The organism is Amycolatopsis australiensis (assembly GCF_900119165.1).
GTDB classification, from domain to species: domain Bacteria; phylum Actinomycetota; class Actinomycetes; order Mycobacteriales; family Pseudonocardiaceae; genus Amycolatopsis; species Amycolatopsis australiensis.
This window is the reverse complement of sequence record NZ_FPJG01000006.1, coordinates 906434-930041: the sequence shown is the minus strand read 5'-3', so window position 1 is coordinate 930041 and position 23608 is coordinate 906434. Positions and strand designations below refer to the sequence as shown.

The window sequence follows — 23608 nt, the reverse complement described above, 5'->3', positions numbered from 1 at the left end:
ATTACGGCCTGGGCCAGACCTAACGCGTAATTTTTTCGATTAATCGCGGTGGGGACCGGGTGGGTGGCCGAGGACTGGTTCGCGCTGCTCGGGGGTGCGGGCGAAACAGTCCCCGGCCACGGCGAGAGCCGGCGCGGGTCCGATGGGGCGATCGGTCGGCCGCGCTCGCCGGATCAAGGGGGCCGTCACCGCGGGAGGTGGCGAGGGCCCGGGCGGATCAGGCCGTGACGGCTCGGCGCGGGTTCACCAGCGCGTGGCGCCCGGTGGTCTCGGCCGCGGTGGGCGCCGGGACCGGACGCGCCTGCGCCGGGACCGGGCTCTTGCGCCGTCCCTGCAGGCGGCGGTCCGCCGGAGCCTGCTGCTGCGGGGCCAGCCCGCCGGCCACCAGGTGCTCGTGCGCGACCTGCCAAACCGAGCACGGCGCCTTGCAGCGGTGCCACCGGGTCGAGCAGGTCGGGCAGTCGCCACGCTCGTCGGGCTCGTGCATCTTCAGCATCGCCCGCCACGCCTCCGTCAGGCGGGGCAGTTCGGAGCGCGCGACCGAGACGAGCGACTGGGCGTCGGCGCGGTTCGCCAGGTCGGTCAGCATGTCCAGGCGCTCCCAGACCGCGTTGCGGAGGACCTGCCCGAGTACCTGATCCATCGTCAGCTCACCGTCACCTTTCCGCCATCTTGGCGGCTTCGTTGAGCGCGGCGCGCAGCTGGCCGAGCTGGCCGGACGTCAGCCGCGCGGTCTCACCGGGAGGCGAGACCAGTACCACCTGGTTGTCCTCGACGAACACCGTCACCGCGCGTTCCCGGCTGATGAGGTCGCCGCACTGCACGCGCCACACCAGCTGTCCACCCTCGTAGTGCCGGACGCTCGCGGTACGGGGATCCACCGCGGCGGCGGGGGTGACGGGACGGACGGCGGAGACGGGAGAGACCGACGCGACCGCCGGCCGCACGGCGCGGGTCGCCGTGCCGGCATGTCCCCCTGCGAACGAGTCCACGAACTCCACGCCTCTCTCCGCTCTGTCGTCTTCTCCGAACCGGGTTCGAAGATGCCTTCTGCAACATCGCCCCTTGCACGACGCTGCGGTTTTCGTAGCTCTCCGTGATCGCTGCCGGTGTCCGGGCGGTGACGGAGATCTGACAACTACAGTGAGGTGAAACCGGGTGCGATAGAAGGTCGAAACGGCGTCATAGCGGTGACCGGACCGGGTTCCACGGTAAGCGGTCAACGGACTTCGCCCGGACCGATCAGGGCGCCAGTTCGGCTGTTCACACGGTTTCGCAGGTTTGCCTACGCTGTTTCACAGACGCCCGACCGGACAGTGGAGGGGGCGCGATGGACGCCAGTAACGGTGGCAGTGCCGACGCCCGGCAGAGCCACGCAGTTCCCGCTGACGCGTGGGAGCAGCCGGAGATGAGAGCCGCGCTCGCATCCCGCGAGATCAGCGCCGTCTACCGCCTCCTGCGCAAGCACGGTGTCTCGCAGCGCCAGATCGCCGCGATGACCGGCCAGTCCCAGTCCGAGGTGTCGGAGATCCTCAAGGGTCGCCAGGTCATGGCCTACGACGTGCTCACGAGGATCGCCGACGGTCTTGGCGTCCCCCGTGGGTACATGGGCCTCGCTTACGACGAGGCCACGGCGATACGGGTCGTCGGCTCCGCCGACGGCCAGCAGGCTGAGGAGGACGAGTCCGTGAAGCGACGGAGGTTCCTCGCGCACGCCGCCCAGGTCACGATGGGTGCGGCGGTGTTCGGTCCGGAGTCCGGCACGTGGTCGGCGGGCCCGGCCAGGACGCCGGCGCCCGGGCGCATCGGCATGACCGACGTCCGCCAGGTGGAGGCCGCGACGCGCGCGCTCCGGGCGCTGGACTACCAGTACGGCGGCGGGTTCTGCCGCGACGCCGTCGTCGCGCAGCTGTCCTGGGGACAGCAGATGCTCGAAGCGCACAGCACCGAACTCGTGAAGAACCGGCTCTACGTCGCCCTCGCCGACCTGCATTCCCTGGCCGGCTGGACCTCCTTCGACACGGGCCTGCTGGACTCCGCCCGCGGCCACTTCGCCAACGCGCTCGACCTGGCCAAGCAGGGCAACAGCCACCCGCTGGTGGCCAACGTGCTGTACCGGATGGGGCGGGTCTACCTGCACCAGGACGCGGCGAACGACGCGCTGAAGCTGTTCCAGCTCGGCCAGATCGCCGCCCAGGAATCCGGCTCGGAGCTGGCCGTCGCGGTGCTCTGCGCGAACGAGGCGTGGGCCTACGCGATGATGGGCAACGAAGAGCAGGCGGTGAAGCTGCTCGGCCGCAGCAAGGACGAGTTCGCCCGCGCCAACCACGCCGAGGCCGAGTCGTGGGTCAAGTTCTTCACCGAGACCGACGTCTACGCCATGATCGGCACGGTCCACACCGTGCTGGCGCAGAAGAACCCGGAGCACACGAAGTACGCGATCCCCGCGCTGACCAAGGCCGTCGACTCCTACGACGACGACATGGCCCGGTCGAAGACGTTCATGCTGAGCGCGCTCGCCACCAACCACCTCCTGGACGGCGACCTCGACCACGGTGCCAAGGTCGGCGGCAAGACGATCGACTGCGCCGAGTCCATCAAGTCCCAGCGGGTCAAGGACCGGATGCGCCCGCTCCTGGCCGAGGCCGAACGGCGGCGCAACAACTCCGATGTCAACGTCCTCGCCGAGCGCCTCCAAGCCTTCTACGTCGCCTAACGGCGCCGTCGCCATTTCCGACGGCCGGTTCACCGCAGGCAAACTGCGTGGCGTGCTGGCCGAGACCTGTGCGCTGCTGGGTCTCGACCCGGCGGGCGCGCGCCTGCTGCGGTTCACGAACAACGCGGTGTATGCGCTGGTCACCGCGCCTTTCGTGATCCGGATCGTCGGCTCGACCCGGCTCCGGCACCGCGTCGAGACCGTCGTGCGGGTGGCCCGGCACTTCGAACGGCACGGCGTCCCGGCGATCCGGCTGCTCGACACCGTGGCGCAGCCGCTGGAAGTCGGCGAGCACCTGGTGACCGTGTGGCACCAGGTGCCGAGCATCGGCCGCCCGGCGACCTCCGCAGACCTGGCGCACCTGCTGCGCCGGGTGCACGCGCTCCCCGCGCCCGACGGCTTGGCCGAGTGGGCGCCGTTCGCCGCGGTGCGGGCCAGGGTGTCCGATGCCGAAGAGCTCAGCGACACCGACCGCGTGTTCCTGCTCGACCGGTGCGCCGAGCTCGAAGCCGCGCTGGCCGAACTGGAGTTTCCGCTGCCCAGGGGCCTGGTGCACGGCGACGCGCACCCGGGCAACGTCATCCCGGGCCCGGACGGGCCGGTGCTCTGCGACTTCGACTCCTCCTGCGTCGGGCCGCTGGAGTGGGATCTGACGCCGCTGGCGGTCGGACGCGAGCGGTTCGGCGACCCGCCGGTGCGCTACCGGACGTTCGCCGCGGCGTACGGCTTCGACGTCACGTCGTGGCCCGGGTTCGCCGTGCTCCGGGGGATCCGGGAGCTGAAGCTGACGACGAGCGTGCTGCCGATCCTGCGCAGTCGGCCGCAGGTGCGGCCGGAGCTCTACCGGCGGCTGGACGACCTTCGCAGCGGGCGGACGGACACGCGGTGGACCCGTTACCGTTGACCTTGATCTGTCACTTCATGTGACCGGTGCCACAGGCTGCACGTGCATTCGCCGACTGCAAATGACCGTTCGTCGCTTCCGAAATGCGGTCCGCTCTGGGTAGAAAGTTCAGCCCGACCGGTCACCCCCAATGGACCACCCGCCATCCCAATGCGCAACTTGCAGCTACTCGCCGTCACCGGCACCGGGTGCTACCTGCGGGGAAGGGCTTTCAGGAGGCGACGACCGGCGCGCGCGTCAGCACGACGGCGAAGCCGAACGCCAAGCCCATGACGGTCAGCTCGAGCGTGGCCCACGCGGCGATGGCCGTCCGGTTGTGCCGGACGATCTGCGGCATCAGCCGCCAGCGGACGTTGGCGCCGAGCAACGCGATGACGCCGGTGCAGACGAACTTCAGGAGGAACAGCTGCCCGTACGGCGTCGTGAAGATCGCCGCCCAGAACCCGATGGTCGGGTTGAGCGAGATCTCGACGAGGCCGTTGAACAGCCCGGTCGCCGCGGAGAGGACCAGGCAGAGCGTCGCCAGCTTCGAAAACCGCGGCAGCGCGTGCGCCAGCAGCGTCCGGTTCGCCACGAGGAGCACGGTCATCGCGCCGAGCCCGCCGGTCCAGGCGACGGCGCTCATCACGTGCAGCTCCATCGAGATCATCGTGTAGTCGTGGTAGCTCCAGTTCGACGCGTGCCCGGTGACCGGCAGCGGCAGGAGCGCGAACAACCCGAGCCCGACGCGGACCTCGGCGGGCACCTTCTCACCGAAGCGCAGCGCCAGCGCGCCGATCCCGGCGTGGACGAGCGCGAGCACCGCGACGATGACGAGCGCCTTCCCGGCGCCGACGTCGGCGATGTAGCTGCCGATGTCACCGGGCGAGAGCGTCGCCGAACCCGGCTTGTACTCGGCGGTCTGCAGGATCAGCGCGACGACCGCGGCCGTGGCCCAGACGAGCGCGGCCGCGACGCCGGCCGGCCGGGCCAGCCGCATCACCGGCTCGGTGAGCTTCGGCCGGTCGTAGCCGACGAGGACCGACAGCAGGGCCAGCCCGATGGTCGTCACGGCGGCCAGGTCGAGCAGCACCCGCACGACCGGGATGCCGGCCGAGACCACCGCGCTCGGCTCCACCACGCCGGGGACCGGGGTCGTGGACATGAGCGCGACGCCGATCAGGGCGCCGAGCAAGCCCGCGGTCACGACGCAGAGCAGCGTCGCGTAGCGGGGCTTCGCGGTGGTTTCGGCCTGCGTCATCAGTTCTTCTCTTCGATCTTGCCGCCGGAGCGCAGTGCCACGGTCAGCCCGATCGCCAGCAGCACGACCGCGCCGGCGATCCAGACCCAGATGGGCACGCCGCTCGACGACGACTGCGGAGCCGCCTGCGAAGCCGAACCCGGCGACTTCGCCGCGTCGACGGTCGCCGGTGTGCCGGTGCCCGCGGTCGTGAGGGTGAAGGTGAGCTCACCGGTCACCGGGTGGCCGTCCGCGGACAGCACCCGGTAGCCGACGGTGTACTTCCCGGCCGGGCCGAGCGGCCGCAACGGCGCGCTGATGACGTTGTTCACCACGCTGATCGGTCCCTCGGCCCACTGCCCGCCGCCCGGTCCGGTCACCGCGATCTGGTTGACGTCCGCGCCCTGCACGTACTGGTCGAACGTCAGGCTGATCTTCTGCGGGCCGGCGGCGATGGACGAGCCGTTCGCCGGGTCCGAGGAGATCAGCACGTTGTGCGCCAGCGCCGGGGTGGCCGTGCCGAGCACGGCCACCCCGGTCAACGCCAGCGCGACGAGCGCCTTGCGCATTTAGCTGTTGCCTCCCGGCTTCGCCGTGGCCTTGCGGGCCCGGATGGTCGCGCCGGCCCCGACACCGAGGCCGACGGCGCCGACGAGCAGACCGGCCCCGCCGAGCCAGCGGGCCGTGCTGTCCGACGTCGTCGCCGCGGCTTCAGTGTGCTCCCCGGGGGTGGAGGCCGTACCCGCGGCCATCCCGGCGTGGTCGCCGTCGCCGTCGGTCTTCGCGGCCAGCTTCACGACCGGCGCCGGGTGCTCCGGCTCCTCACCGTTCGCCGGGGTCGGCTGGTTCCAGTCGACGACCTTGCCGTCGCTGTAGGTCTGGTGCGCTGGGAACTCGACCTGGTCGACGTTGGTCGGCAGGGGGCCGAAGCTGACCGAGAACTCCTGGTAGTCGGTGGCCTTGAGCTCGTTGCCGGGCTGCGCGGTCCACGTCACCGCGGTGACGGCTTCGGTGATCTGCGTGCCGTTGTCCTTGGTGATCGGGGTGGGCAGCTTCGACTTGGTCACCTCGGCGGTCCAGCCGGGCAGCGGCTTGGTCCGCACCGAGCCGATGCCGTAGTCCGCCTTGAAGTCGACGGTGACCTTCGTGGTGGTGACGGGGTCCTTCTCCTCGCTCGGCACGCGGAACACGATCGCCGCGTACCCACCCTTCGTCGGCTGGGAGCCGTAGACGTTGGCGGTGACGTGCGCGGCGGCGACGCCCGCGCCGAGGAGACCGGCGACGCCGACGGTGGCGGCGAGGAAACCGGCGCGCTTGAAGACGTGCTGGGACATGGGTTCACTCCTGATGAACTCAAGAAAAAGGGCAGCGGGAATCCGCTGTTCGGGACGAGCTGAGGTCAGGAGTGCGCGGGCGGGCCCCGCCGCCCGCGGATCCGGCGCAGGTCGACGCCGACGAGGTGGTCTGCCGGGTCGACGCGGACCGGGACCCGCGCGGGGGCGGACGGCACCGGCAGCGGGCCGAGCAGCCGCGGCAGGATCGCGCGCAGCACGGCGAGGACCGTCAGCAGCGTCGCGTCCGCGCGGGCGAGGAGCAACGCCGTGAGCAGCGTCGCGAACGCGTGCGCGGCGATCATGCCCAGCCCGGTGCTGCCGGGCGAGGCGTACATGTCGTGGTGGCCGGCGAGTGTCGTGAGCAGCAGGTGCATCACCAGCTGGGCGACGCCCAGCACGGCGATCGTGGCGGCCGCGCCCCGCGCCTTGCGGGCGAGGTAGGTCCCGGTCCAGCCGAACAGGGTGGCGAGCAGCACGGTCATCGCCGGGTCGGGCAGGCCGCCGTCGGCGAGGCGGTGAGCGGTCACCGAGAGTGTCGCGGCGCACACGGCCAGCAACACACCTCGGGTAGCACCGAGCACGGCGGGACGCCGGGCCGGAACGCTCATGAGGAGCAGCCTAAGGGACCTGCCCCGGGGTGAACGTGTGATCCCGGGAAATGAGCACACACCGAGTGCACGTTCCGCGCCACGCCGTGGTTCAGGCATTTGTTGCCGATCCCGGCGGATTGGGCCACGGTTGGGCCGAAAGCAGGGGTTTGGACCGGCCGCACGCTGGGTACTGAGCCGTCGGTCAGGAACTAGCCCGTTCGGGTGAACACCTGCACGAAGGGCGGGAGAGCGGACACGGATGAACCTCTTCGACTACATCTCCGACCGGGCGAGCAAGCTCTGGCTGGAGGCCTATCTGCACACCAGCATGGTGGTGCAGTGCACGATCCTCGCCGCGGTCCTCGGCGTGCTGATCGGGATCGCGGTGTACCGCAGCCCGATCGGTTCGGCGGTGGCCACGGCGCTGGCGAGCACGATCCTCACGGTCCCGTCGTTCGCGCTGCTGGGCCTGCTGATCCCGATCTCCGGGCTCGGGCCGACGACGGCCGTGATCGCGCTGGTGCTCTACGGCCTCCTGCCGATCGTCCGCAACACGATCGTCGGGCTCGACGGCGTCGACCCGGCGGTCACCGACGCCGCCCGCGGCATCGGGATGAGCCGCTTCGGCGTGCTCACCCGGGTCGAGCTGCGGCTGGCGTGGCCGGCGATCCTCACCGGCATGCGGGTGGCGACGCAGATGCTGATGGGCATCGCGGTGATCGCCGCGTACGCGAAGGGTCCCGGCTTCGGCGCCGAGGTCTTCTCCGGGCTCACGAACGCGGGGAGCACCAACTCCCTCAACCAAGCCGTCACCGGCACGGTCGGGGTCGTCATCCTCGCCCTGCTCCTCGACGGCGTCTACGTCCTGATCAAGCGTTTCACCGTCTCTAGGGGTGTCCGTGGCTGAGAACGAGGAAGTCTCCGGCGTCGAGATCGAGCTGGAGCACGTGACCAAGCGGTACCCCGGCACCCGCGAGCCGGCCGTGAACGACTTCTCGATGGTCGTGCCCGCCGGCAAGATCGTGGTCTTCGTCGGCCCGTCCGGCTGCGGCAAGACGACGACCATGCGGATGATCAACCGGCTGGTCCAGCCGACGTCCGGCAAGATCACCATCGGCGGCGAGGACGCGCTGAAGCTGGACGTCGACACGCTGCGCCGCCGGATCGGCTACGCCATCCAGCAGGCCGGGCTGTTCCCGCACTTCACCGTCGCGCAGAACATCGCGGTGGTGCCCGGCCTGCTCGGCTGGGACAAGAAGCGGGTCAACGACCGGGTCGAGGAGATGATGGACCTGGTCGGGCTGGACCCGGCCGACTTCCGCGACCGCTTCCCGCGGCAGCTGTCCGGCGGGCAGCAGCAGCGCGTCGGCGTCGCGCGGGCGCTCGCCGCGGACCCGCCGGTGCTGCTCATGGACGAGCCGTTCGGCGCGGTCGACCCGATCACCCGCGGCAACCTGCAGGACGAGCTGCTGCGCCTGCAGAGCGAGCTGAAGAAGACGATCGTGTTCGTCACGCACGACTTCGACGAGGCCGTGAAGCTCGGCGACAAGATCGCCGTGCTCGGCAACCAGTCGACGATCCTGCAGTACGACACGCCCGAGGCGATCCTGGCCAACCCGGCGGACGACACGGTCGCGGGGTTCGTCGGCGCCGGTGCCTCGCTGAAGCAGCTGACCCTGCTACGGGTCCGCGATGTCGAGCTCCAGCAGGACGCGCTGACGGCGACGGTCACCGACTCACCCGCGGAGGTCCGCCAGAAGCTGGAGCAGCAGCGCAAGCACTTCGCGCTGGTGCTGGACCAGCGCCGCCGTCCGATCCGCTGGGTGCACGTCCGCCAGCTCGCCTCGGCGACCTCGCTGGCCGTGGCCGGCAAGCCGCTGCGCGACATCGTCAGCCTGCAGTCGACGCTGCAGGACGCGCTCGAAGCGATGCTCGCCGAGGGCGGCTCGGTGCCGGTGACCGGCGCGCGCGGCGAGTACGCGGGCACCATCCAGCTCGACACCGTGATCGCGACCATCCAGCAGCTGCGGGACGAGCACTCGAACGGCGAAGAGGTGCCCGCATGACGACGGCCGCCGTCGACACCGGCTTCAGCACGGAGTCCGGCTCCCGGCGCGCGGAACGCGTCCGGCTGCTCGCCCAGCCCGCCGCGGTGCTGGTGATCGTCGCCGTCACGCTGGTCTGGGTGTTCTCCAGCGGGCTGACCGCGACGGAAAAGGAGACGCTCAACGCGTCGACCCTGCTCACGGCGTTGTGGGACCACGTGCTGATGACGCTCGTGGTGACGGCGATCGTCGTGCTGGTCGCGGTCCCGCTCGGGGTGCTCGTGACCCGGCCGTGGGCGCGGTTCCTGGCGCCGGTCTTCCTGGCCGTGGCGAACATCGGGCAGGCCGCGCCCGCCCTCGGCGTGCTGGTGCTGTGGTTCATCATCACCGGCGCCACCGGCGGCATCTGGGTGGCCGCGCTGCCGCTGGCGTTCTACTCGCTGCTGCCGGTGCTGCGGAACACGATGGTCGGCATCCAGCAGGTGGATCCGGCGCTGATCGACGCGGGCCGCGGCATCGGGATGTCGGCGGGCGCGGTGCTGTGGCGGGTCGAACTGCCGCTGGCCGTCCCGCTGATCCTGGCGGGCCTGCGCACGTCGCTCGTCCTGGCCGTCGGCACGGCGACGTTCGGCATGTTCGTCAACGCCGGCGGGTTCGGGCTGCTGATCGACACCGGCTACAAGCTGAACCTGACCTCGGTGCTGGTGACCGGCTCGGTGCTGGCCGTCGCGCTGGCGCTGCTGGTGGACTGGCTGGGCGCGGTCGCCGAACAGTACTTCGGACCGAAGGGGCTGCGATGAAACTCCGGCGGCTGCTGGCCGTGGCCCTGCTGGGCGCGACGCTCTCCTCCTGCGGGCTGACGGTGAACCAGGCCGTGCCGTACGACATCAAGCCGGGCTCGATCCAGCCGATCCCGTCGCTGCAGGGGCTGAAGGTGACGGTGGGGTCGAAGGACTTCACCGAGAACATCATCCTGGCGTACATGGCCGAGATGGCCCTGACGGCGGCCGGCGCGGACGTGGTCGACCTGTCCGACATCAAGGGCTCCAACTCCTCGCGGCAGGCGCTGCTGTCCGGGCAGACCGACGTCACGTGGGAGTACACCGGCACGGGCTGGATCAACTACCAGGGCAACGAGCTGCCCGTCCCGGGCGGGGAGAAGGCCCAGTACGAGGCGACGGCCAAGGCGGACGAGGAGAAGTTCGGCGTCACGTGGCTGAACTACTCGCCGCTGAACGACCAGTACGCCTTCGCCGTCACGGAGGCGTACGGCGCGAAGAACAACCTCAAGACGACGTCGGACCTGGCCGCGTTCATCAAGCAGCACCCCGACCAGGGGGTGTTCTGCCTGGAGACGGAGTTCACCAGCCGTCAGGACGGCTTCCCGGCGGCGGTCAAGGCGTACGGCTTCCAGCACCCGACGGTGAAGAACTTCGGCATCGGCACCATCTATTCGGCGGTGGCCGGCGGCACCTGCCCGGTCGGCGAGGTCTTCACGACGGACGGCCGGATCTCGGGGTTGAACCTGCGGGTCCTGGAGGACGACAAGAAAGCGTTCCCCCAGTACAACGCCGTCCCGACGCTGCGGACGGAGTTCATCAAGGCCCACCCGGACCTGCGCGGTCCCCTGGAGCAGGTCGCCGCGGCGATCACGAACGAGCAGATGGTCGAGCTGTGCAAGCAGGTCGACGTCGACGGGCAGGACGCGGGCAAGGTCGCCCACGACTGGATGGTCAAGAAGGGCTTCGTCAAGTAACCGGTCGTGAGTGAGAAACAGTGTTCTAACCCTGTTTCTCACTCACGACCGGGTGCGTCAGATTCCCAGCCGGTGCAGCAGCTGGCCCTCCAGCCGCTCCAGTTCGCCTGCCACCGCCCGGTGCGCCGACTTCCGGCGGGCCGACGGCATCCGTTCCGCCGCCCGGACCGTCGCCGCCAGCTGTTCCAGCGTCCCCAGCGATTCCTGGGCGAACGACTTGTCCGCCGCCGTGGCCTTCGCGGCCTTCTCCAGGTCCCGGCACCCTTCCGCCAGCCCGGCGATGCGCGCGTGCAGCGCCGCGCCCCGGCCGGTGTACGCGGCCAGCTGGTCCACCGCGACTCCGAGCTTGCGCGCCTGGTAGCGGTCGTACAGCTCCCGGGCGGCGCCCGCCGCGCGCACCGCGTACGGCGCGACCACCGGGATGACGGCCGGCCCGAGCACCTTCGCCACCGCGACCGCGTTCTTCGCCTTCTTGGGGGTGAACCTGGCTTCACCCGCGACCTTGGCCTTGCGCGCCATGGCACCTCCTGCGACGTGTCGAGGTCGAACTTACTGGTCGCCTGGGTGGCGGGCATGTCGGCTCGGCGGTGGGAATCTAGAGTGATCTCCATGAACACCGAGGTGGTACTCGACGCGGGCGCGGTCAGCCGCTGCCGCCGTCGTGTGCACCTCGAGCACGATCCCGCGATGCGCGAGGTACCGCTTTCCCCGCCCGACCCGACCGCGCAGCAGCGGATCGCCGACGCCGCCGCGCACCGCGAGGACATCGTCACGCGGCTGATGGCGGCCAACCCCGGCGACTGGGTCAAGATCGGGCGTGACCTGCCCGCGCACGAGCGCGTGGAGCAGACCGAACACGCCTTCGCCGAGCAGGCGCCGTACATCTGGGGCGCGCTGCTGCCGGTCGACACGGCCGGGCACCGGCGCGGCGGCATCGACCTGCTCGTGCGCACCGGCCGCGGGTACGTCCCGGTGCTGGTCGTGCGCCACCGGATCACCGACCGCGGTACCGGCGCGATCGTCACCGGCCTGACCGATCTCGACCCGGCGCACCGCGGCGCCGACGAGACCCGCAAGGTCCGTTCCCAGCCGCGTGACCAGCTCCGGCTCGTCCACATCCGCCGCATGCTGCAGACACTCGGGCAGGCCGACGAAAGCCTCGCCCTCGGCGGCGTGATCGGCCTCGACGCCGACGTCGTCGTGTGGCACGACCTGACCGCGGGCACCTGGCCGGGCGGCCGCAACGCGCTCACCGAGTACCAGGTCCGGTTCGCCGACCGGCTGGCGATCGCCACCGCGGCCGCGAACGGCGAGCCGGCGCTCGCCGAGCCGTCGCGCGTGCTGGAGTGCCGCCGCTGCCCGTGGTGGCCGACCTGCGAGGTCGTGCTCACCGAGACCCGTGACGTCAGCCTCGTCGTCCGCGGCGAGGACGCGATGGAGCTGCGCCGCGCCGGCGTGTCCACTGTGGACAAGCTGGCCGCGCTCGATCCGGCAGGCGAGTCACCCGCGGTCAACTGGACCGGCGTGACGTTCCCGGACGCGGTCGTGCTCGCCCGCGCCTGGCTGGCCGACCTGACGCTCGTGCGCCGCGTCGAGGAGGTCGAGGTGCCGCGCGCCGACGTCGAGGTCGACGTCGACATGGAAAGCTTCGGCGACGCCGGCGCGTACCTCTGGGGCTGCCTGCTGAGCGGCGCCGACATCGGGCTGGAGCAGGGCTACCGCGCTTTCGCGACGTGGGACCCGCTGCCCACCGGCGACGAAGCCCGCTCGTTCGCCGAGTTCTGGGCGTGGCTGACCGACGTCCGGGAGCGCACCGAAGCGGCCGGGCTGACCTTCCGCGCCTACTGCTACAACGCGCTCGCGGAGAACCGCTGGCTTTTCGGGTCCGTCGAGCGCTTCGGCGACCACCCGGGCATGCCGACGAAGAAGGAAATCCAGTCCTTTGTGGACTCCGACGAGTGGGTGGACCTGTTCCGCAGCGTCACCGACCAGTTCCTGTGCTCCCACGGCAAGGGCCTGAAGGTGATCGCCCCGGTCGCCGGCTTCGCCTGGCGCGATCCGGAAGCGGGCGGCGAGGCGTCCATGCGCTGGTACCGCGATGCGGTGGGCATGGACGGCGAGACGCCGGACGCGGCCCAGCGCGAACGGCTGCTGCGCTACAACGAGGACGACGTCCTGGCGACGCGCGCGCTGCGTGAGTGGATCAGCACGCGGGCGCAGGCCGAAGTCCCGTACATGTTCGATCTCTGAGTAGTTCGCCGACTAAGACACTTGTCTTCTGGCACGTGCTGCGTATACTCGTAGACGAGTACTCGTCGACGAGGAGCAGGTATGAAGAAGCGGAAGGTCGGCAACATGCTGGGCCTCGCCGTGCTCTCCGTCGTGCACGAGCGGCCCATGCACCCGTACGAGATGGCGGCCGTGCTCAAGCAGCGCGGCAAGGACGCCGACCTGCCGATCAAGTGGGGCTCGCTGTACACCGTCGTCGCGAACCTCGAAAAGCACGGTTTCGTCGAGGCCGTGGCGAGCGTCAAGGAGGGCGGGCGGCCCGAGCGGACCGTCTACCGGATCACGCCGGCCGGGCGGGCGGAGTTCGAGGACTGGGTCCGCGAGCTGGTCGGCACGGTGGAGCGGGAGCCGCCGCGGTTCCAGTCGGGGCTGTCGATGATCGGCGTCCTCGGCCCGGACCAGGCGATCAGCCTGCTGCGGCAGCGGGTGGCCCAGCTCGACGACCACATCGCGGCGCAGCGGAAGTCCCTGGACGACCTGCGGCCCGAACTGCCGCGGATGTTCCTGGTGGAGGTGGAGTACGACCTCGCGATGGCGGAGGCCGAGGCGCGCTGGGTGCGGGCCTTCCTCGACGACTTGACCAGCGGCGCCGTGCCGGGCATCGACGCCTGGCGGCGCTTCCACGAGACCGGCGAACTGCCCGAGGACCTGGGGGAGTTCGTGGAATGACCGATTTCCGGGGGCCCGGACGGCGGAGCCCTCGGCCCGGGGCGGAGCCCCGGATGTCACAGAGATGAGCACGGACCCCGGGTGGTGCTGGCACACCGCCCGGGGTCCTCGACCCCGAACCGAGCACGCCCGGTCCCGAGGTGGCACCGCAAGGATAACCGGGTGGCTCTCCGGTTCGGTTCACCCGAAGAGGAGAGATCCATGGAGACGACCCGCAAGCACAAAGTGCCCGAGATGGAGGGCTTCCAGGCCCGCTGGTACGCGAAGAACCGCGGTACCGAGGCCCAGCTGGCGCAGTACCGGCGGCAGGCGGCCGAAGTCACCGCCGGGCTGCCGGACGGCGCCGAGATCCTGGAGGTGGCGCCCGGCCCCGGCTTCTTCGCCATCGAGCTGGCGAAGCGCGGCTACCGCGTCACCGGGCTCGACATCAGCCACACGATGGTGGAGATCGCGCGCGAAGAGGCGCGCCAGGCCGGGGTCGACGTCGGCTTCCGGCAGGGCGACGTCACGCACACGCCGTTCGACGACGAGTCGTTCGACTTCGTGGTCTGCCAGGCCGCGTTCAAGAACTTCCGGCAGCCGGTGACGGCGTTGAACGAAATGCACCGGGTGCTGCGGCCGGGTGGGTTCGCGGTGATCCACGACCTCAACCACGAGGCCACCGCCGCGGACATCGACCGGGAGGTCGCCCGGATGCACGTCGGCGTGGTCAGCGGCTTCACCGTGCGCCAGACGCTCGGCTGGCTGCGCCGCCGCGCGTTCACGCCGGCGCAGTTCGAGACGCTGGCCGCGGAGAGCGCGTTCGGCGGCTGCTCGGTCACCGCCGATGGCATCGGCCTGGAGGTCCGCCTGACCCGCTGACCGGCCAGGGCGGCACTTTCCCGGGAAAGTGCCGCCCCCGGCGTCAGCGCGGGGCCATCCGGAGGGCGCCGTCCATGCGGACGACCTCGCCGTTGAGGTAGTCGTGGTCGATGAGCGACAGCGCGAGCTGCGCGTACTCGTCCGGCCGCGCGAGGCGCTTCGGGAACGGGACGCCGGCGGCGAGCGACGCGCGGAACTCGTCGCTGACCGTGGCGAGCATCGGCGTGTCGACGATGCCGGGCGCGATGGTCAGCACGCGGATGCCGTGCGAGGCCAGGTCGCGGGCCGCGGGCAGCGTCATGCCGACGACCCCGCCCTTGGACGAGGAGTAGGCGACCTGGCCGATCTGCCCATCGAACGCGGCGATGGACGCGGTGTTGATGATGACGCCGCGGGCGTCGTCGGCGAGGGGTTCGGTCTTCGCGATCGCTTCCGACGCGATGGTCAGCACGTTGAACGTCCCGACCAGGTTGATCTGGACGACCTTCGCGTACAGCGCGAGGTCGTGGCGGCCCTTCTTGGACAGGATCCGCGCGGACGGCCCGATGCCGGCGCAGTTCACCACGGTCCGCAGCGGCACCCCGGAGCCGGCCGCGGTCGCGACGGCGGCTTCGACCTGCTCGACGTCGGTCACGTCCGCCTCGACGTAGGTGATGCCGTCGACCTGCTCGGCCTTCTCGATGGACGGCGCGAGGTCGAGCGCGAACACCCGCGCGCCCTTGGCCGCGAGCGCCTTCGCCGTCGCCCCGCCGAGGCCGGAGGCGCCCCCGGTGACGAGCGCCGCGGTGTCGGTGATCTGCATCTGCGGGTTCCCTTCGCTGTGGTTCGCGGAGACAGGTTAACGCTCGTTCGCATCGGCGGGTTCGTGTCTTCGCTCACCGCTTTCGGGCGCGACTGTTTCCGTTAGCGCGGTGGTCAACTCCGGCTGTCACCTTCAGCAGCATGACCCCAGCTCGGATCGTGGTGGTAGGTACCGGTTACGTCGGCTTGACCACGGGGGCCTGCCTGGCCAGTCTGGGTCATTCCGTCACGTGTGCGGACGTCGACCGCGCGAAGGTGTCCCGGCTGGCGGCGGGCCGGGTGGACATCCTCGAACCGGGGCTGGCCGACCTGGTCGCCCGCGGGATCGCGGCGGGACGTCTCCAGTTCGTCGTCGGCGCCCGGGAAGCGGTCCGCGACGCGCAGGCGGTGTTCCTCTGCGTGCCGACGCCGATGGGCGCGGGCGGGTCGGCCGACCTGCGCGCGGTCGAGGCCGTGGCCGCCGAGATCGGTGACGTCCTGCCCGCGGGCTGCGCGCTCGTCACGAAGTCGACCGTGCCGGTCGGCACGTCGAAGCGGATCCAGGAGATGCTCGGCCGGGCCGACGTGCCGGTCGTGTCCAACCCCGAGTTCCTGCGCGAAGGCACCGCGGTCGCGGACTTCCTCGGCCCGGACCGGATCGTCGTCGGCTCGGACGACCGCGCGGCCGCGCAGTGGGTCGGCGAGCTGTACGCCGAGCTGGACGCGCCGCTCGTCGTCGCCGACGCGGCGAGCGCGGAGCTGGTGAAGTACGCGGCGAACTGCTACCTCGCGCTGAAGCTGTCCTACGTCAACTCGATCGCCGAGCTGTGCGAACGGCTGGGCGCGGACATCGACCTCGTCACCGAGGGCATGGGCTACGACCGCCGGATCGGGCGAACCTTCCTCAAGCCCGGGCCGGGCTGGGGCGGCTCGTGCCTGCCGAAGGACACGAGCGCGCTGGTCAAGGTCGCCGAGTCGGTCAACTACGACTTCCGGATGCTGACCTCGGCCATCGACGAGAACATCGCCCAGCGCGACCGGATCGTCGCGAAGATCGCCGGCGCGGTCGGCGGGACGCTGGCCGGCGCGCGGATCGGCGTACTGGGGCTGGCGTTCAAGGCGGGCACGAACGACCTGCGCGACTCGCCCGCGCTCGCGGTGTCGTCGGTGCTGTGCGCGCTCGGCGCCGAGCTGGTGGCCTACGACCCGGCCGTCGACGGCGGGATCGACGGGATGACGTTGGTCGACGACGCCTACCAGGTCGCGAAGGACGCGGACGTGGTCGTCGTGCTGACCGAGTGGGCCGAGTTCAAGCAGCTCGACTGGCGCGCGATGGCCGAGCTGATGGAGGGCATCGACGTCGTCGACACGCGGAACCTGCTGGACCCGCGGGTGATCGTGGACGCCGGGCTGTCCTGGCAGGGCGTCGGCCGGCCGCGGGCGGCGGCGCGGATTTCGGTTTCCTGACCGAGCGGCGCTGGTTACGCTCACCGGTCGTGTCCGTATCCGTTTCCGTCGAACTCAACCATCTGATCATTCCGTCCCGGAACAACCGGGAATCCGCCGAATTCCTCGCGAACCTGTTCGGCCTCGAAGTGGGGCAGGAGTGGGGGCCGTTCATCCCCGTCGAGACGCGCAACGGCGTCCGGCTGGACTTCGCGACCGTCCCCGAGCAGGACCTGCGCCTGCAGCACTACTGCTTCCTGATCCCGGAGGACGACTTCGACGCCGTCTTTTCGCGGCTCGTCGAAACCGGCGTGACCTACCACGCCGATCCGCAGGGGAAGCTGGTCGGCGAAATCAACCACAACCACGGCGGCCGTGGCGTCTACTTCCTCGATCCCGGCGGCAACGGCATCGAGATCATCACGCAGCCGTACGAGCCGGAGCGGCGGCGTCCGCGGGCTTGGTAATTCGTTAGCTCTGCGTACTATCGGGGGCATGTTCACGACGAGGCCGGAGCTGGCCGGCACCTTCGGGATGGTGGCATCGACGCACTGGCTGGCTTCGGCCACCGGGATGGCGGTGCTGGAGGACGGCGGCAACGCGTTCGACGCGGCGGTCGCGGCCGGATTCGTCCTGCAGGTCGCCGAGCCGCACCTGTGCGGCCCGGCGGGCCAGGTGCCCGGCCTCTTCGTGACGGCGGACGACCCGACCCCGCGGGCGCTGGCGGCGCAAGGCCCGTCGCCCGCGGGGGCCACCGCCGCGCACTTCGCGGCGTTGGGGCTGGACCTGATCCCGGGCAGCGGCCTGCTCCCCGCGACCGTCCCGGGCGCCTGGGACGGCTGGCTCCTGCTGCTTCGCGACTACGGCACGAAGTCGCTTCGCTCGGTTCTCAGCTACGCGATCGGATATGCGCGCAACGGCGTCCCGCTGGTGCCGCGGGTCGGGGACACGATCCGCGCCGTGTCCCGGTTGTTCACCGAGCACTGGCCGACGTCGGCGGCGCTCTGGCTGCCCGGCGGCAAACCCGCTTCGGGCCTGCACCGGAACCCGGCGCTGGCGGACACGTGGGAGCGTCTGCTGCGCGAGGCGGAGTCCGTCTCAGGCCGGGAAGCGCAGCTCGACGCGGGACGTCGTGCCTGGTCACAGGGGTTCGTCGCGGAAGCGATCGAGGAGTTCAGCCGGACGGCGTTCCGCGACGACTCCGGCCGCGACCACGCGGGCCTGCTGACCGGCGACGACCTGGCGTCGTGGTCGGCGTCGTACGAGGAACCGGTGTCCGTCGACGTCGGCGACTGGCGGCTGGTCAAGATGGGCGGCTGGACGCAGGGCCCGGCGTTGCTCCAGCAGGCGCTGCTGCTGCACGGCTTCCGCGACGAGCTGTCCTATGTGGACGGAATTCCGTCGGAGCGTACGGTGCACCTGGCGGTCGAAGCGGCGAAGCTGGCGTTCGCGGACCGCGAGGCGTGGTACGGCGACACGGACGTCCCGCTCGACGTGCTGCTTTCGGCTTCTTACACGGACTCGCGCCGGGCTTTGATCACCGAAACGGCCTCGCCTGACCTGCGCCCGGGCGACGCTCGCGGCCCGGCGCGGCTGCCGGCGATCCTGGATTCCCTGCGGGGCGTGCACGCGGAGAGCGGCGCGACGGGCGAGCCGACGGTCGGCCCCCAGGGCCAGACGCGCGGCGACACGGTCCACCTGGACGTCGCCGACGCGGCGGGCAACCTGGTATCGCTCACTCCTTCGGGTGGCTGGCTGCAGTCGAGCCCGACGATCCCGTCGCTGGGCTTCTGCCTGGACTCGCGGGGCCAGATGTTCTGGCTGGAGCAGGGACTCCCGAACTCCCTGGCCCCCCGCAAGCGCCCCAGGATCACGCTGTCGCCATCGCTGGCCCTGCACGACGGCGTCCCGGCACTGGCATTCGGCACCCCGGGCGGCGACCAGCAGGACCAGTGGCAGCTGTGCTTCTGGCTGGCGCACACGTACGGCGGCCTGAACCTCCAGGAGTCGATCGACGCCCCGGCCTGGCATACGACGGCGTTCCCCAGCTCGTTCTACCCGCGCTCGTGGAACCCACGCGAGCTGGTGGTGGAATCCCGCCTCGGCCAATCCACTGTGGACGCCCTACGCGCCCGCGGCCACGAGGTGGTGGACGCGGGCGAGTGGGCGCTGGGCCGCCTGTCCGCGGTCTCCCGAACCAACGGCTTGCTGCGAGCAGCAGCCAACGCGCGCGGAATGCAGGGCTACGCCGTGGGCCGCTAGAGCCACGGCCGCAAAGCGCGGGAAGTCCGCAGGTAGGCTGCCCCCAAACCAAGCACTAAGGGGGCAGGACGTGGAAGGAGCCACGGCCGAAGAAACCGTTTCGCCGCCCGCCGAGGAGGCGCCGCGGAAGTCCGGCCGCCGGTTCGACGCCCGCAGGGCGGCACTCTGGCTCGGCCGGCTGCTCATCAGCGAAGGCCTGATCGCCTTCTACGTCGGCCTGGCGATTTCGATGGTGTTCAACCACCGGATCGTCACGCACCCGAAGTCCTTGCTGACCGGCGGGCTCGGCGATCCGCTGCTGTGGGTGTGGGAGCTCGGCTGGCAGCACCACTGGCTGACCCACGGCGGCGACTTCTGGACGTCGAACCAGTTCTACCCCGCGGTCGACAACTACGCGTTCGGGGAAACACTGCTCGGCTACCTGCCGTTCAGCGTGTTCGCCGGCAACGGCCAGTACGCCAACGTCTTCCTCTACAACGTCCTGTTCGTGTTCTGCTTCGCGCTGGCCTTCGCCGGCGCGTACCTGCTGGCCAAGCAGCTCGGCAGCAACTGGCAGGGCGCGCTGCTGGCCGGGGTCGTATGGGCGTGGGCGCCGTGGCGGCTCAGCCACATCGCGCACCTCAACGTCCTCTCGACCGGCGGGATCGCGCTGGCCCTGTGGGCGCTGGCCAAGGGCCACGGCTTCACCTTCCGCGGGGAGCGCGGTGAGACGAAGCCGCGCTGGGTCGTCGCCGGCTGGCTCATCGCCGCCTGGCAGGTCAGCATCGGCTGGGCGATCGGGCTGCCGTTCGTCTACCTGATGGGCGTGGTCGGCATCGCCATCGCGTGCTACGCGTGGCGCCTGGGCCGTCGGATGATCATCGCCAACGCCGCCGGCGTGGTGGCGTTCCTCGGCATCACGTACTGGCTCGTGGTGCCGTTCCTGCGGGTGCGAGCCGAGTACGGCTTCACGCGCACGTGGCACGAGGTGGAGGTCTTCTCGCCCCCGGTCAGCGGCCTGTGGACCGCGCCGTACGAAACGTGGGTGTGGCTGGAGACCTTCTTCAACAACGAGGCCGCCCTGCCGCCGGACGGCGCCGGCGAGATGCTCTTGTTCCCCGGCCTCGTCGTGGTCGTGCTCGGTGTCGTCGGCCTCTTCGTCAGCGCCTGGACTTGGCGAGCCCGGCTCGTCCTGGGCGTGTTCGTGGCCTTCAACGTCGCGCTTTCCCTGGGTACCACGTTCTTCGGCGGCGGTCTCTACTGGCTGTTCTGGAACTTCCTGCCCGGCTGGGACGCCATGCGCACGCCCGGCCGGATGATCATGTGGGTCACCCTCGGCCTGGCCATCCTCGCGGCCGGTCTGGTCCCCCGGCTCTACCGGCTGATCGACGAGCACACCCGGATGGCCCGGCAGGTCATCGCGTTCTACATGATGTTCCCGGCCTTCTTCGCGCTCATCGAAGGCATTCCGCGCTGGCAGCAGGTCGAGAACCCCGGGATCCCGCCGGACGTCAAGCAGGTGTTCACGACCACGAAGGAGCCGATCGCGCTGCTGCCGATGGACCTGTGGAGCAACTTCAAGTACCAGCTCTGGTCCACCGAAGGATTCCCGACCACGGCCAACGGCACGGCCAGCAACTACGGGCCGCAGTTCCACGACATGCAGGACTCGTCGGCCACGTTCCCCGACAAGCACAGCATCGACGTCTTCAAGCGCTACGGCATCCGCAAGGTCGTCGTGGTGAAGTCCATGGAAGGCGCCATGGGCATCCTCCAGCGGCCGACCGCGGGCCTGCCGCTGACCAAGGCCGAGTCGAACGACGTGGTGGTGTTCACGCTGCAGTGATCAGGGCTTCTGCCACAGCCAGAACTCGATGCCCTGGTTGTCGGTGCAGTCGGCGGTGTGCCCGTACGGGTGGTGCTCGATCTCACCAGCCTGACCGCCCTGCTCGCGTACGCGCGTCAGCGCCGCTTCGAGGTCGTCGACCGCGTACATCAGCTTCCAGCCGACCTGGCGGTCGCCGGCCCACAGGCCGCCCTCCAGGCCAGGACCCGAGAACTGCCATGCGTCCGGAACCCGGCCGGGCGTGAACTGCCAGCCCAGCACCGCGCCGTAGAACGTCTTCGCGGGCTCGGCCTCCGGCACCTGGAACGTGAAGTACATGGCCTCGCCGTGGCGGGCCGGGCGAGGGCCCGCGGCCGGGGAGGCCGCCTGCGAGACGAGCCAGCGCTGGCCGAACGGGTCGCGGAACGAGCCGCCCCGCCCGTATGGCGAGTCGCTCACCGCGCGGATCAGCGTCGCTCCGCGTTCGAGCGCCCGCGCGACCGAGACGTCCGGGTCCGGCACCTCCACCCGCACCGACGCCCCTCCTTCGCGCGGCGCCACGTGCCCGATCTCGGGGTGCTCCTCGGCCAGCATCAGCACGGCGTCGCCGATGGCCAGCTCGGCGTGCCCGATCCGGCCGTCGTCCATGACAATCGGGTCGCCGCGCCGCACGGCGCCGAAGACCTCGACGTAGAAGTCGAGCGCGGCACGAGCGTCGGAAACGGCCAGGTACGGCGTCAGCGAGCGCAGTTCGGCGTGGGCGGCGGGGGCTTCGGTGGTCGTCATGTCGGCTCCGTTCAAGATCAGGCGACGCAGGTTGTCGCGCAGTTCGGCGGCGAAGTCCGGGTCGGGGTCGACCCGCTCGGAGGGCCGGCGAAGCGCGTCGAAAGGCTCAGGCATCGCGACCCTCCTTCTCCTCGTAGGCACGGCGGAACGCGGCACGGGCCCGCACGAGCAACGCCTCGGTGGCGTGCACGCTGCGGCCCAGGTGGCCGGCGACCTCGGGGACACCGAGACCGTCGACGTACCGCAGGGTCAGGGCCGCGCGGTGGTGCGGCCCGAGGGATTCGAGGACCTGTCTCGCGCGCAGCGCGTCCAGCTGCTCGTCCCATGGGTCCTCGACGTCCGGCTCGCTGTCGTGCACCAGCCGCAGCCCGCGTTCCTCACGTTCCTTGCGCCGCCAGTGGTCGGCGAGCTTGTGCCGGGCGACGCCGATCAGCCACCCGGTGCTCACTGGAGGTGCGTACTCCTTGCGACAGGCGGCGACCGCCCCGAGGAACGTCTCGGACGTCAGCTCCTCGGCGAGCGTGCGGTCGCCGCAGCGGGACAGCAGGTACCCGTAGACCTCCGGCAGGGCCGTTTCGTACAGCCCGAGCAGCGCGAAGGCCGGGTCCGGTCGTACCCGAGGTTCCGTCACACCCTCATCGTCGTCCGGCGCGCGCGTTTTCCGACGGGTGAATCCCGGTCTTTTTCGGCGGCGCGGCTACCCGCGCGGGTCCGGCAGCCGCCGTCCGGTGATGGCCACGATCGCCGCCAGCACCGCCACCAGGCCGATCACCAGCGCGAACGCCTCCCGCGACCCCAGCGCACCCGGCGCGGACAGTGCCGCGTACAGGCTGCCGAGCGTCGCCACGCCCAGCGCCAGCGACGTCTGCTGGTTGGTCGTCATGACGCCCGAGCCGACGCCCGCGAGGTCGGTCGGCACGTGCGAGAGCACGATCCGGAACAACGTCGTCATCGCCAGCGCGTTCCCGACGCCGATCGCGACCATCGCGGGCGCCAGGTCGAGGATCGTCACGTGCGGCCACGCCGCCAGGGTCGTGCACAGCAGCGCGACCATGCCGAGAGCCGTGATCGCCCCGCCGACCGGGACGACCTTCTGGCCGTAGCGGGTCACGAGACGGCTGCTGAGCATAGACACCGTGAAGTACGCGACCGCCAGCGGCGTCAGCGCGCCACCCGCGCCCAGCGGCCCGAAGTGCAGGCCCTCCTGCAGCGTCATCGCGAACACGAACATGAACGAGCCGAACGCGGCGAAGAACGGGATCGCCACCGTCAGCCCGCGCCGCACACTCGGCAGGCGCATCACCGACGGCGGCAGCAGCGGCGTGCCACCCAGCCGCTCGAGGCGCCGTTCGACGTGCACGAACGCCGCGGCCGACACCGGCGAAACGGCCAGCAGCGCGATCGTCCACGCCGGCCAGCCCAGCGCCCGACCTTCCATCAGCGGCACGAGGAACGACAGCAGCGTCGCCGCCAGCAGGAACGTCCCGAGCCGGTCGACGCCCAGCGGGTCGTGCGCGCGGCTTTCCGGCAGGCGGCGCGCCATGACCAGCACGACCAGCCCGATCGGCACGTTCACCAGGAAGATCGGGCGCCAGCCGGTACCCCACAGGTCGGCCGCCACCAAGGCACCGCCGAGCAGCTGGCCGACGATCGTCGAGATGCCGCCCGTCGCGCCGTACAGACCCAGCGCGCGCGAGCGCCGCTCGCCCGACGTCGTCGCCTGGATGATCGAGAGCACCTGCGGCAGCAGCAGCGCCGACGCCGCCCCCTGCGCGGCGCGGGCCACCACCAGCGTGCCGGCGGTCGGCGCGATTCCGCAGGCCAGGGACGTCAGCGTGAACAGCCACAGTCCGGTGAAGAACAGCCGCCGCCTGCCGAACGAGTCGCCGAGGCGGCCCCCGACCACCAGCAGCACCGCGTACGCGATCCCGTAGGCGGCGACCACCAGCTCCAGGGTGGCCGTCGACGCGTGCAGGTCGGCGTCGATGGTTGGCAGCGCGACGTTGACGATGAAGAAGTCGATGATGGGCAGTGCCGCTCCCAGCAGCACCGTGACCAGGCCGGCGGGGGTCAATCCCGGCCGAAATCTGGCCTCGGCCGGGATCGGCGCGAGTTCTGTCGTGGTCATGAGTACTACGATCCAGGCG

General features: G+C 70.8%; 24 protein-coding genes. 13 read left to right on the top strand and 11 right to left on the bottom strand.

All coding sequences use genetic code 11. From position 1 onward, the window contains the following. Window positions 1–217: 217 nt before the first annotated feature. Together BT341_RS05680 and BT341_RS05675 are read right to left on the bottom strand one after the other, a co-directional pair. Complete coding sequence (locus BT341_RS05680) at window positions 218–643, bottom strand: hypothetical protein (protein ID WP_072475262.1); 426 nt, start codon at window positions 641–643, stop codon at window positions 218–220. Between the two features lie 13 nt (window positions 644–656). Next, window positions 657–1001: a hypothetical protein gene (locus BT341_RS05675; protein ID WP_072475261.1), complete on the bottom strand. Its 345-nt coding sequence runs from the start codon at window positions 999–1001 to the stop codon at window positions 657–659. Between the two features lie 329 nt (window positions 1002–1330). Between BT341_RS05675 and BT341_RS05670 the strand changes: the two genes are divergently transcribed. Both BT341_RS05670 and BT341_RS05665 read left to right on the top strand, forming a co-directional pair. Next, a complete protein-coding gene (locus tag BT341_RS05670; RefSeq protein WP_084742769.1) occupies window positions 1331–2716 on the top strand; it encodes a helix-turn-helix transcriptional regulator in 1386 nt (461 codons plus the stop codon). Between the two features lie 52 nt (window positions 2717–2768). Further along, window positions 2769–3620, top strand: coding sequence for a phosphotransferase enzyme family protein (locus BT341_RS05665; protein WP_281255969.1), 852 nt, complete (start codon window positions 2769–2771; stop codon window positions 3618–3620). A gap of 211 nt (window positions 3621–3831) precedes the next feature. On the opposite strand, the gene BT341_RS05660 is transcribed toward BT341_RS05665, so the two are convergent. The 4 genes from BT341_RS05660 to BT341_RS05645 form a co-directional block, all read right to left on the bottom strand. Beyond that, on the bottom strand, window positions 3832–4860 hold the full coding sequence (locus tag BT341_RS05660; RefSeq protein WP_072475259.1) for a copper resistance D family protein: 1029 nt from the start codon (window positions 4858–4860) through the stop codon (window positions 3832–3834). Beyond that, window positions 4860–5408, bottom strand: coding sequence for a copper resistance CopC family protein (locus BT341_RS05655; RefSeq protein ID WP_072475258.1), 549 nt, complete (start codon window positions 5406–5408; stop codon window positions 4860–4862). Before BT341_RS05655 ends, BT341_RS05660 begins: the two co-directional genes overlap by 1 nt. Further along, a complete protein-coding gene (locus tag BT341_RS05650) occupies window positions 5409–6173 on the bottom strand; it encodes a YcnI family copper-binding membrane protein (protein ID WP_072475257.1) in 765 nt (254 codons plus the stop codon). It lies immediately after the preceding gene. Between the two features lie 65 nt (window positions 6174–6238). Continuing rightward, complete coding sequence (locus BT341_RS05645) at window positions 6239–6730, bottom strand: hypothetical protein (protein WP_072481797.1); 492 nt, start codon at window positions 6728–6730, stop codon at window positions 6239–6241. Window positions 6731–7022: 292 nt separating this feature from the next. On the opposite strand from BT341_RS05645, the gene BT341_RS05640 reads away from it, so the two are divergent. The 4 genes from BT341_RS05640 to BT341_RS05625 are packed head-to-tail and all read left to right on the top strand — an operon-like array spanning window position 7023 to window position 10564. After that, window positions 7023–7670: an ABC transporter permease gene (locus tag BT341_RS05640; protein WP_072475256.1), complete on the top strand. Its 648-nt coding sequence runs from the start codon at window positions 7023–7025 to the stop codon at window positions 7668–7670. Next, window positions 7657–8829, top strand: a complete 1173-nt coding sequence (locus tag BT341_RS05635) for an ABC transporter ATP-binding protein (RefSeq protein ID WP_425426305.1) — start codon at window positions 7657–7659, stop codon at window positions 8827–8829. Before BT341_RS05640 ends, BT341_RS05635 begins: the two co-directional genes overlap by 14 nt. Beyond that, complete coding sequence (locus BT341_RS05630; protein WP_072475255.1) at window positions 8826–9608, top strand: ABC transporter permease; 783 nt, start codon at window positions 8826–8828, stop codon at window positions 9606–9608. The genes BT341_RS05635 and BT341_RS05630 overlap by 4 nt, the downstream gene beginning before the upstream one ends. Beyond that, window positions 9605–10564, top strand: coding sequence for a glycine betaine ABC transporter substrate-binding protein (locus BT341_RS05625; RefSeq protein WP_072475254.1), 960 nt, complete (start codon window positions 9605–9607; stop codon window positions 10562–10564). The genes BT341_RS05630 and BT341_RS05625 overlap by 4 nt, the downstream gene beginning before the upstream one ends. Before the next feature lie 57 nt (window positions 10565–10621). Here BT341_RS05625 and BT341_RS05620 read toward each other — a convergent pair whose 3' ends face one another. After that, entirely contained in the window at window positions 10622–11083 is a 462-nt protein-coding gene (locus tag BT341_RS05620) for a DUF6474 family protein (RefSeq protein WP_072475253.1), read from the bottom strand. A 90-nt stretch (window positions 11084–11173) separates the two neighbouring features. Between BT341_RS05620 and BT341_RS05615 the strand changes: the two genes are divergently transcribed. The 3 genes from BT341_RS05615 to BT341_RS05605 all read left to right on the top strand — a co-directional run bounded on the left by BT341_RS05615 (window position 11174) and on the right by BT341_RS05605 (window position 14383). After that, window positions 11174–12814, top strand: a complete 1641-nt coding sequence (locus BT341_RS05615) for a TM0106 family RecB-like putative nuclease (protein WP_072475252.1) — start codon at window positions 11174–11176, stop codon at window positions 12812–12814. 81 nt (window positions 12815–12895) lie between these two features. Beyond that, window positions 12896–13522 carry a PadR family transcriptional regulator gene (locus BT341_RS05610; RefSeq protein ID WP_072475251.1) on the top strand — a complete coding sequence of 209 codons (627 nt, stop codon included), beginning with the start codon at window positions 12896–12898 and terminating at the stop codon, window positions 13520–13522. A 201-nt stretch (window positions 13523–13723) separates the two neighbouring features. Further along, window positions 13724–14383: a class I SAM-dependent methyltransferase gene (locus tag BT341_RS05605; RefSeq protein WP_072475250.1), complete on the top strand. Its 660-nt coding sequence runs from the start codon at window positions 13724–13726 to the stop codon at window positions 14381–14383. 43 nt (window positions 14384–14426) lie between these two features. Here BT341_RS05605 and BT341_RS05600 read toward each other — a convergent pair whose 3' ends face one another. Then, window positions 14427–15185 carry an SDR family NAD(P)-dependent oxidoreductase gene (locus BT341_RS05600; protein ID WP_072475249.1) on the bottom strand — a complete coding sequence of 253 codons (759 nt, stop codon included), beginning with the start codon at window positions 15183–15185 and terminating at the stop codon, window positions 14427–14429. 140 nt (window positions 15186–15325) lie between these two features. Between BT341_RS05600 and BT341_RS05595 the strand changes: the two genes are divergently transcribed. The 4 genes from BT341_RS05595 (at window position 15326) to BT341_RS05580 (ending at window position 20696) form a co-directional block, all read left to right on the top strand. Continuing rightward, window positions 15326–16630 (top strand): UDP-glucose dehydrogenase family protein, encoded by a 1305-nt coding sequence (locus tag BT341_RS05595; RefSeq protein ID WP_072475248.1) that lies wholly within the window; start codon window positions 15326–15328, stop codon window positions 16628–16630. A gap of 29 nt (window positions 16631–16659) precedes the next feature. Continuing rightward, window positions 16660–17076 carry a VOC family protein gene (locus BT341_RS05590; protein ID WP_072475247.1) on the top strand — a complete coding sequence of 139 codons (417 nt, stop codon included), beginning with the start codon at window positions 16660–16662 and terminating at the stop codon, window positions 17074–17076. A gap of 28 nt (window positions 17077–17104) precedes the next feature. Continuing rightward, window positions 17105–18871 (top strand): gamma-glutamyltransferase family protein, encoded by a 1767-nt coding sequence (locus BT341_RS05585; RefSeq protein WP_072475246.1) that lies wholly within the window; start codon window positions 17105–17107, stop codon window positions 18869–18871. 70 nt (window positions 18872–18941) lie between these two features. Further along, window positions 18942–20696 carry a hypothetical protein gene (locus BT341_RS05580; protein WP_072475245.1) on the top strand — a complete coding sequence of 585 codons (1755 nt, stop codon included), beginning with the start codon at window positions 18942–18944 and terminating at the stop codon, window positions 20694–20696. Here the strand turns inward: BT341_RS05580 and BT341_RS05575 are convergent, their stop codons facing one another. The 3 genes from BT341_RS05575 to BT341_RS05565 all read right to left on the bottom strand — a co-directional run bounded on the left by BT341_RS05575 (window position 20697) and on the right by BT341_RS05565 (window position 23589). Continuing rightward, window positions 20697–21575 (bottom strand): VOC family protein, encoded by an 879-nt coding sequence (locus tag BT341_RS05575; protein WP_072475244.1) that lies wholly within the window; start codon window positions 21573–21575, stop codon window positions 20697–20699. Beyond that, a complete protein-coding gene (locus tag BT341_RS05570; protein WP_072475243.1) occupies window positions 21568–22092 on the bottom strand; it encodes an RNA polymerase sigma factor in 525 nt (174 codons plus the stop codon). Before BT341_RS05570 ends, BT341_RS05575 begins: the two co-directional genes overlap by 8 nt. Window positions 22093–22158: 66 nt before the next feature. Then, window positions 22159–23589: an MFS transporter gene (locus BT341_RS05565; RefSeq protein WP_072475242.1), complete on the bottom strand. Its 1431-nt coding sequence runs from the start codon at window positions 23587–23589 to the stop codon at window positions 22159–22161. Window positions 23590–23608 lie beyond the last annotated feature (19 nt).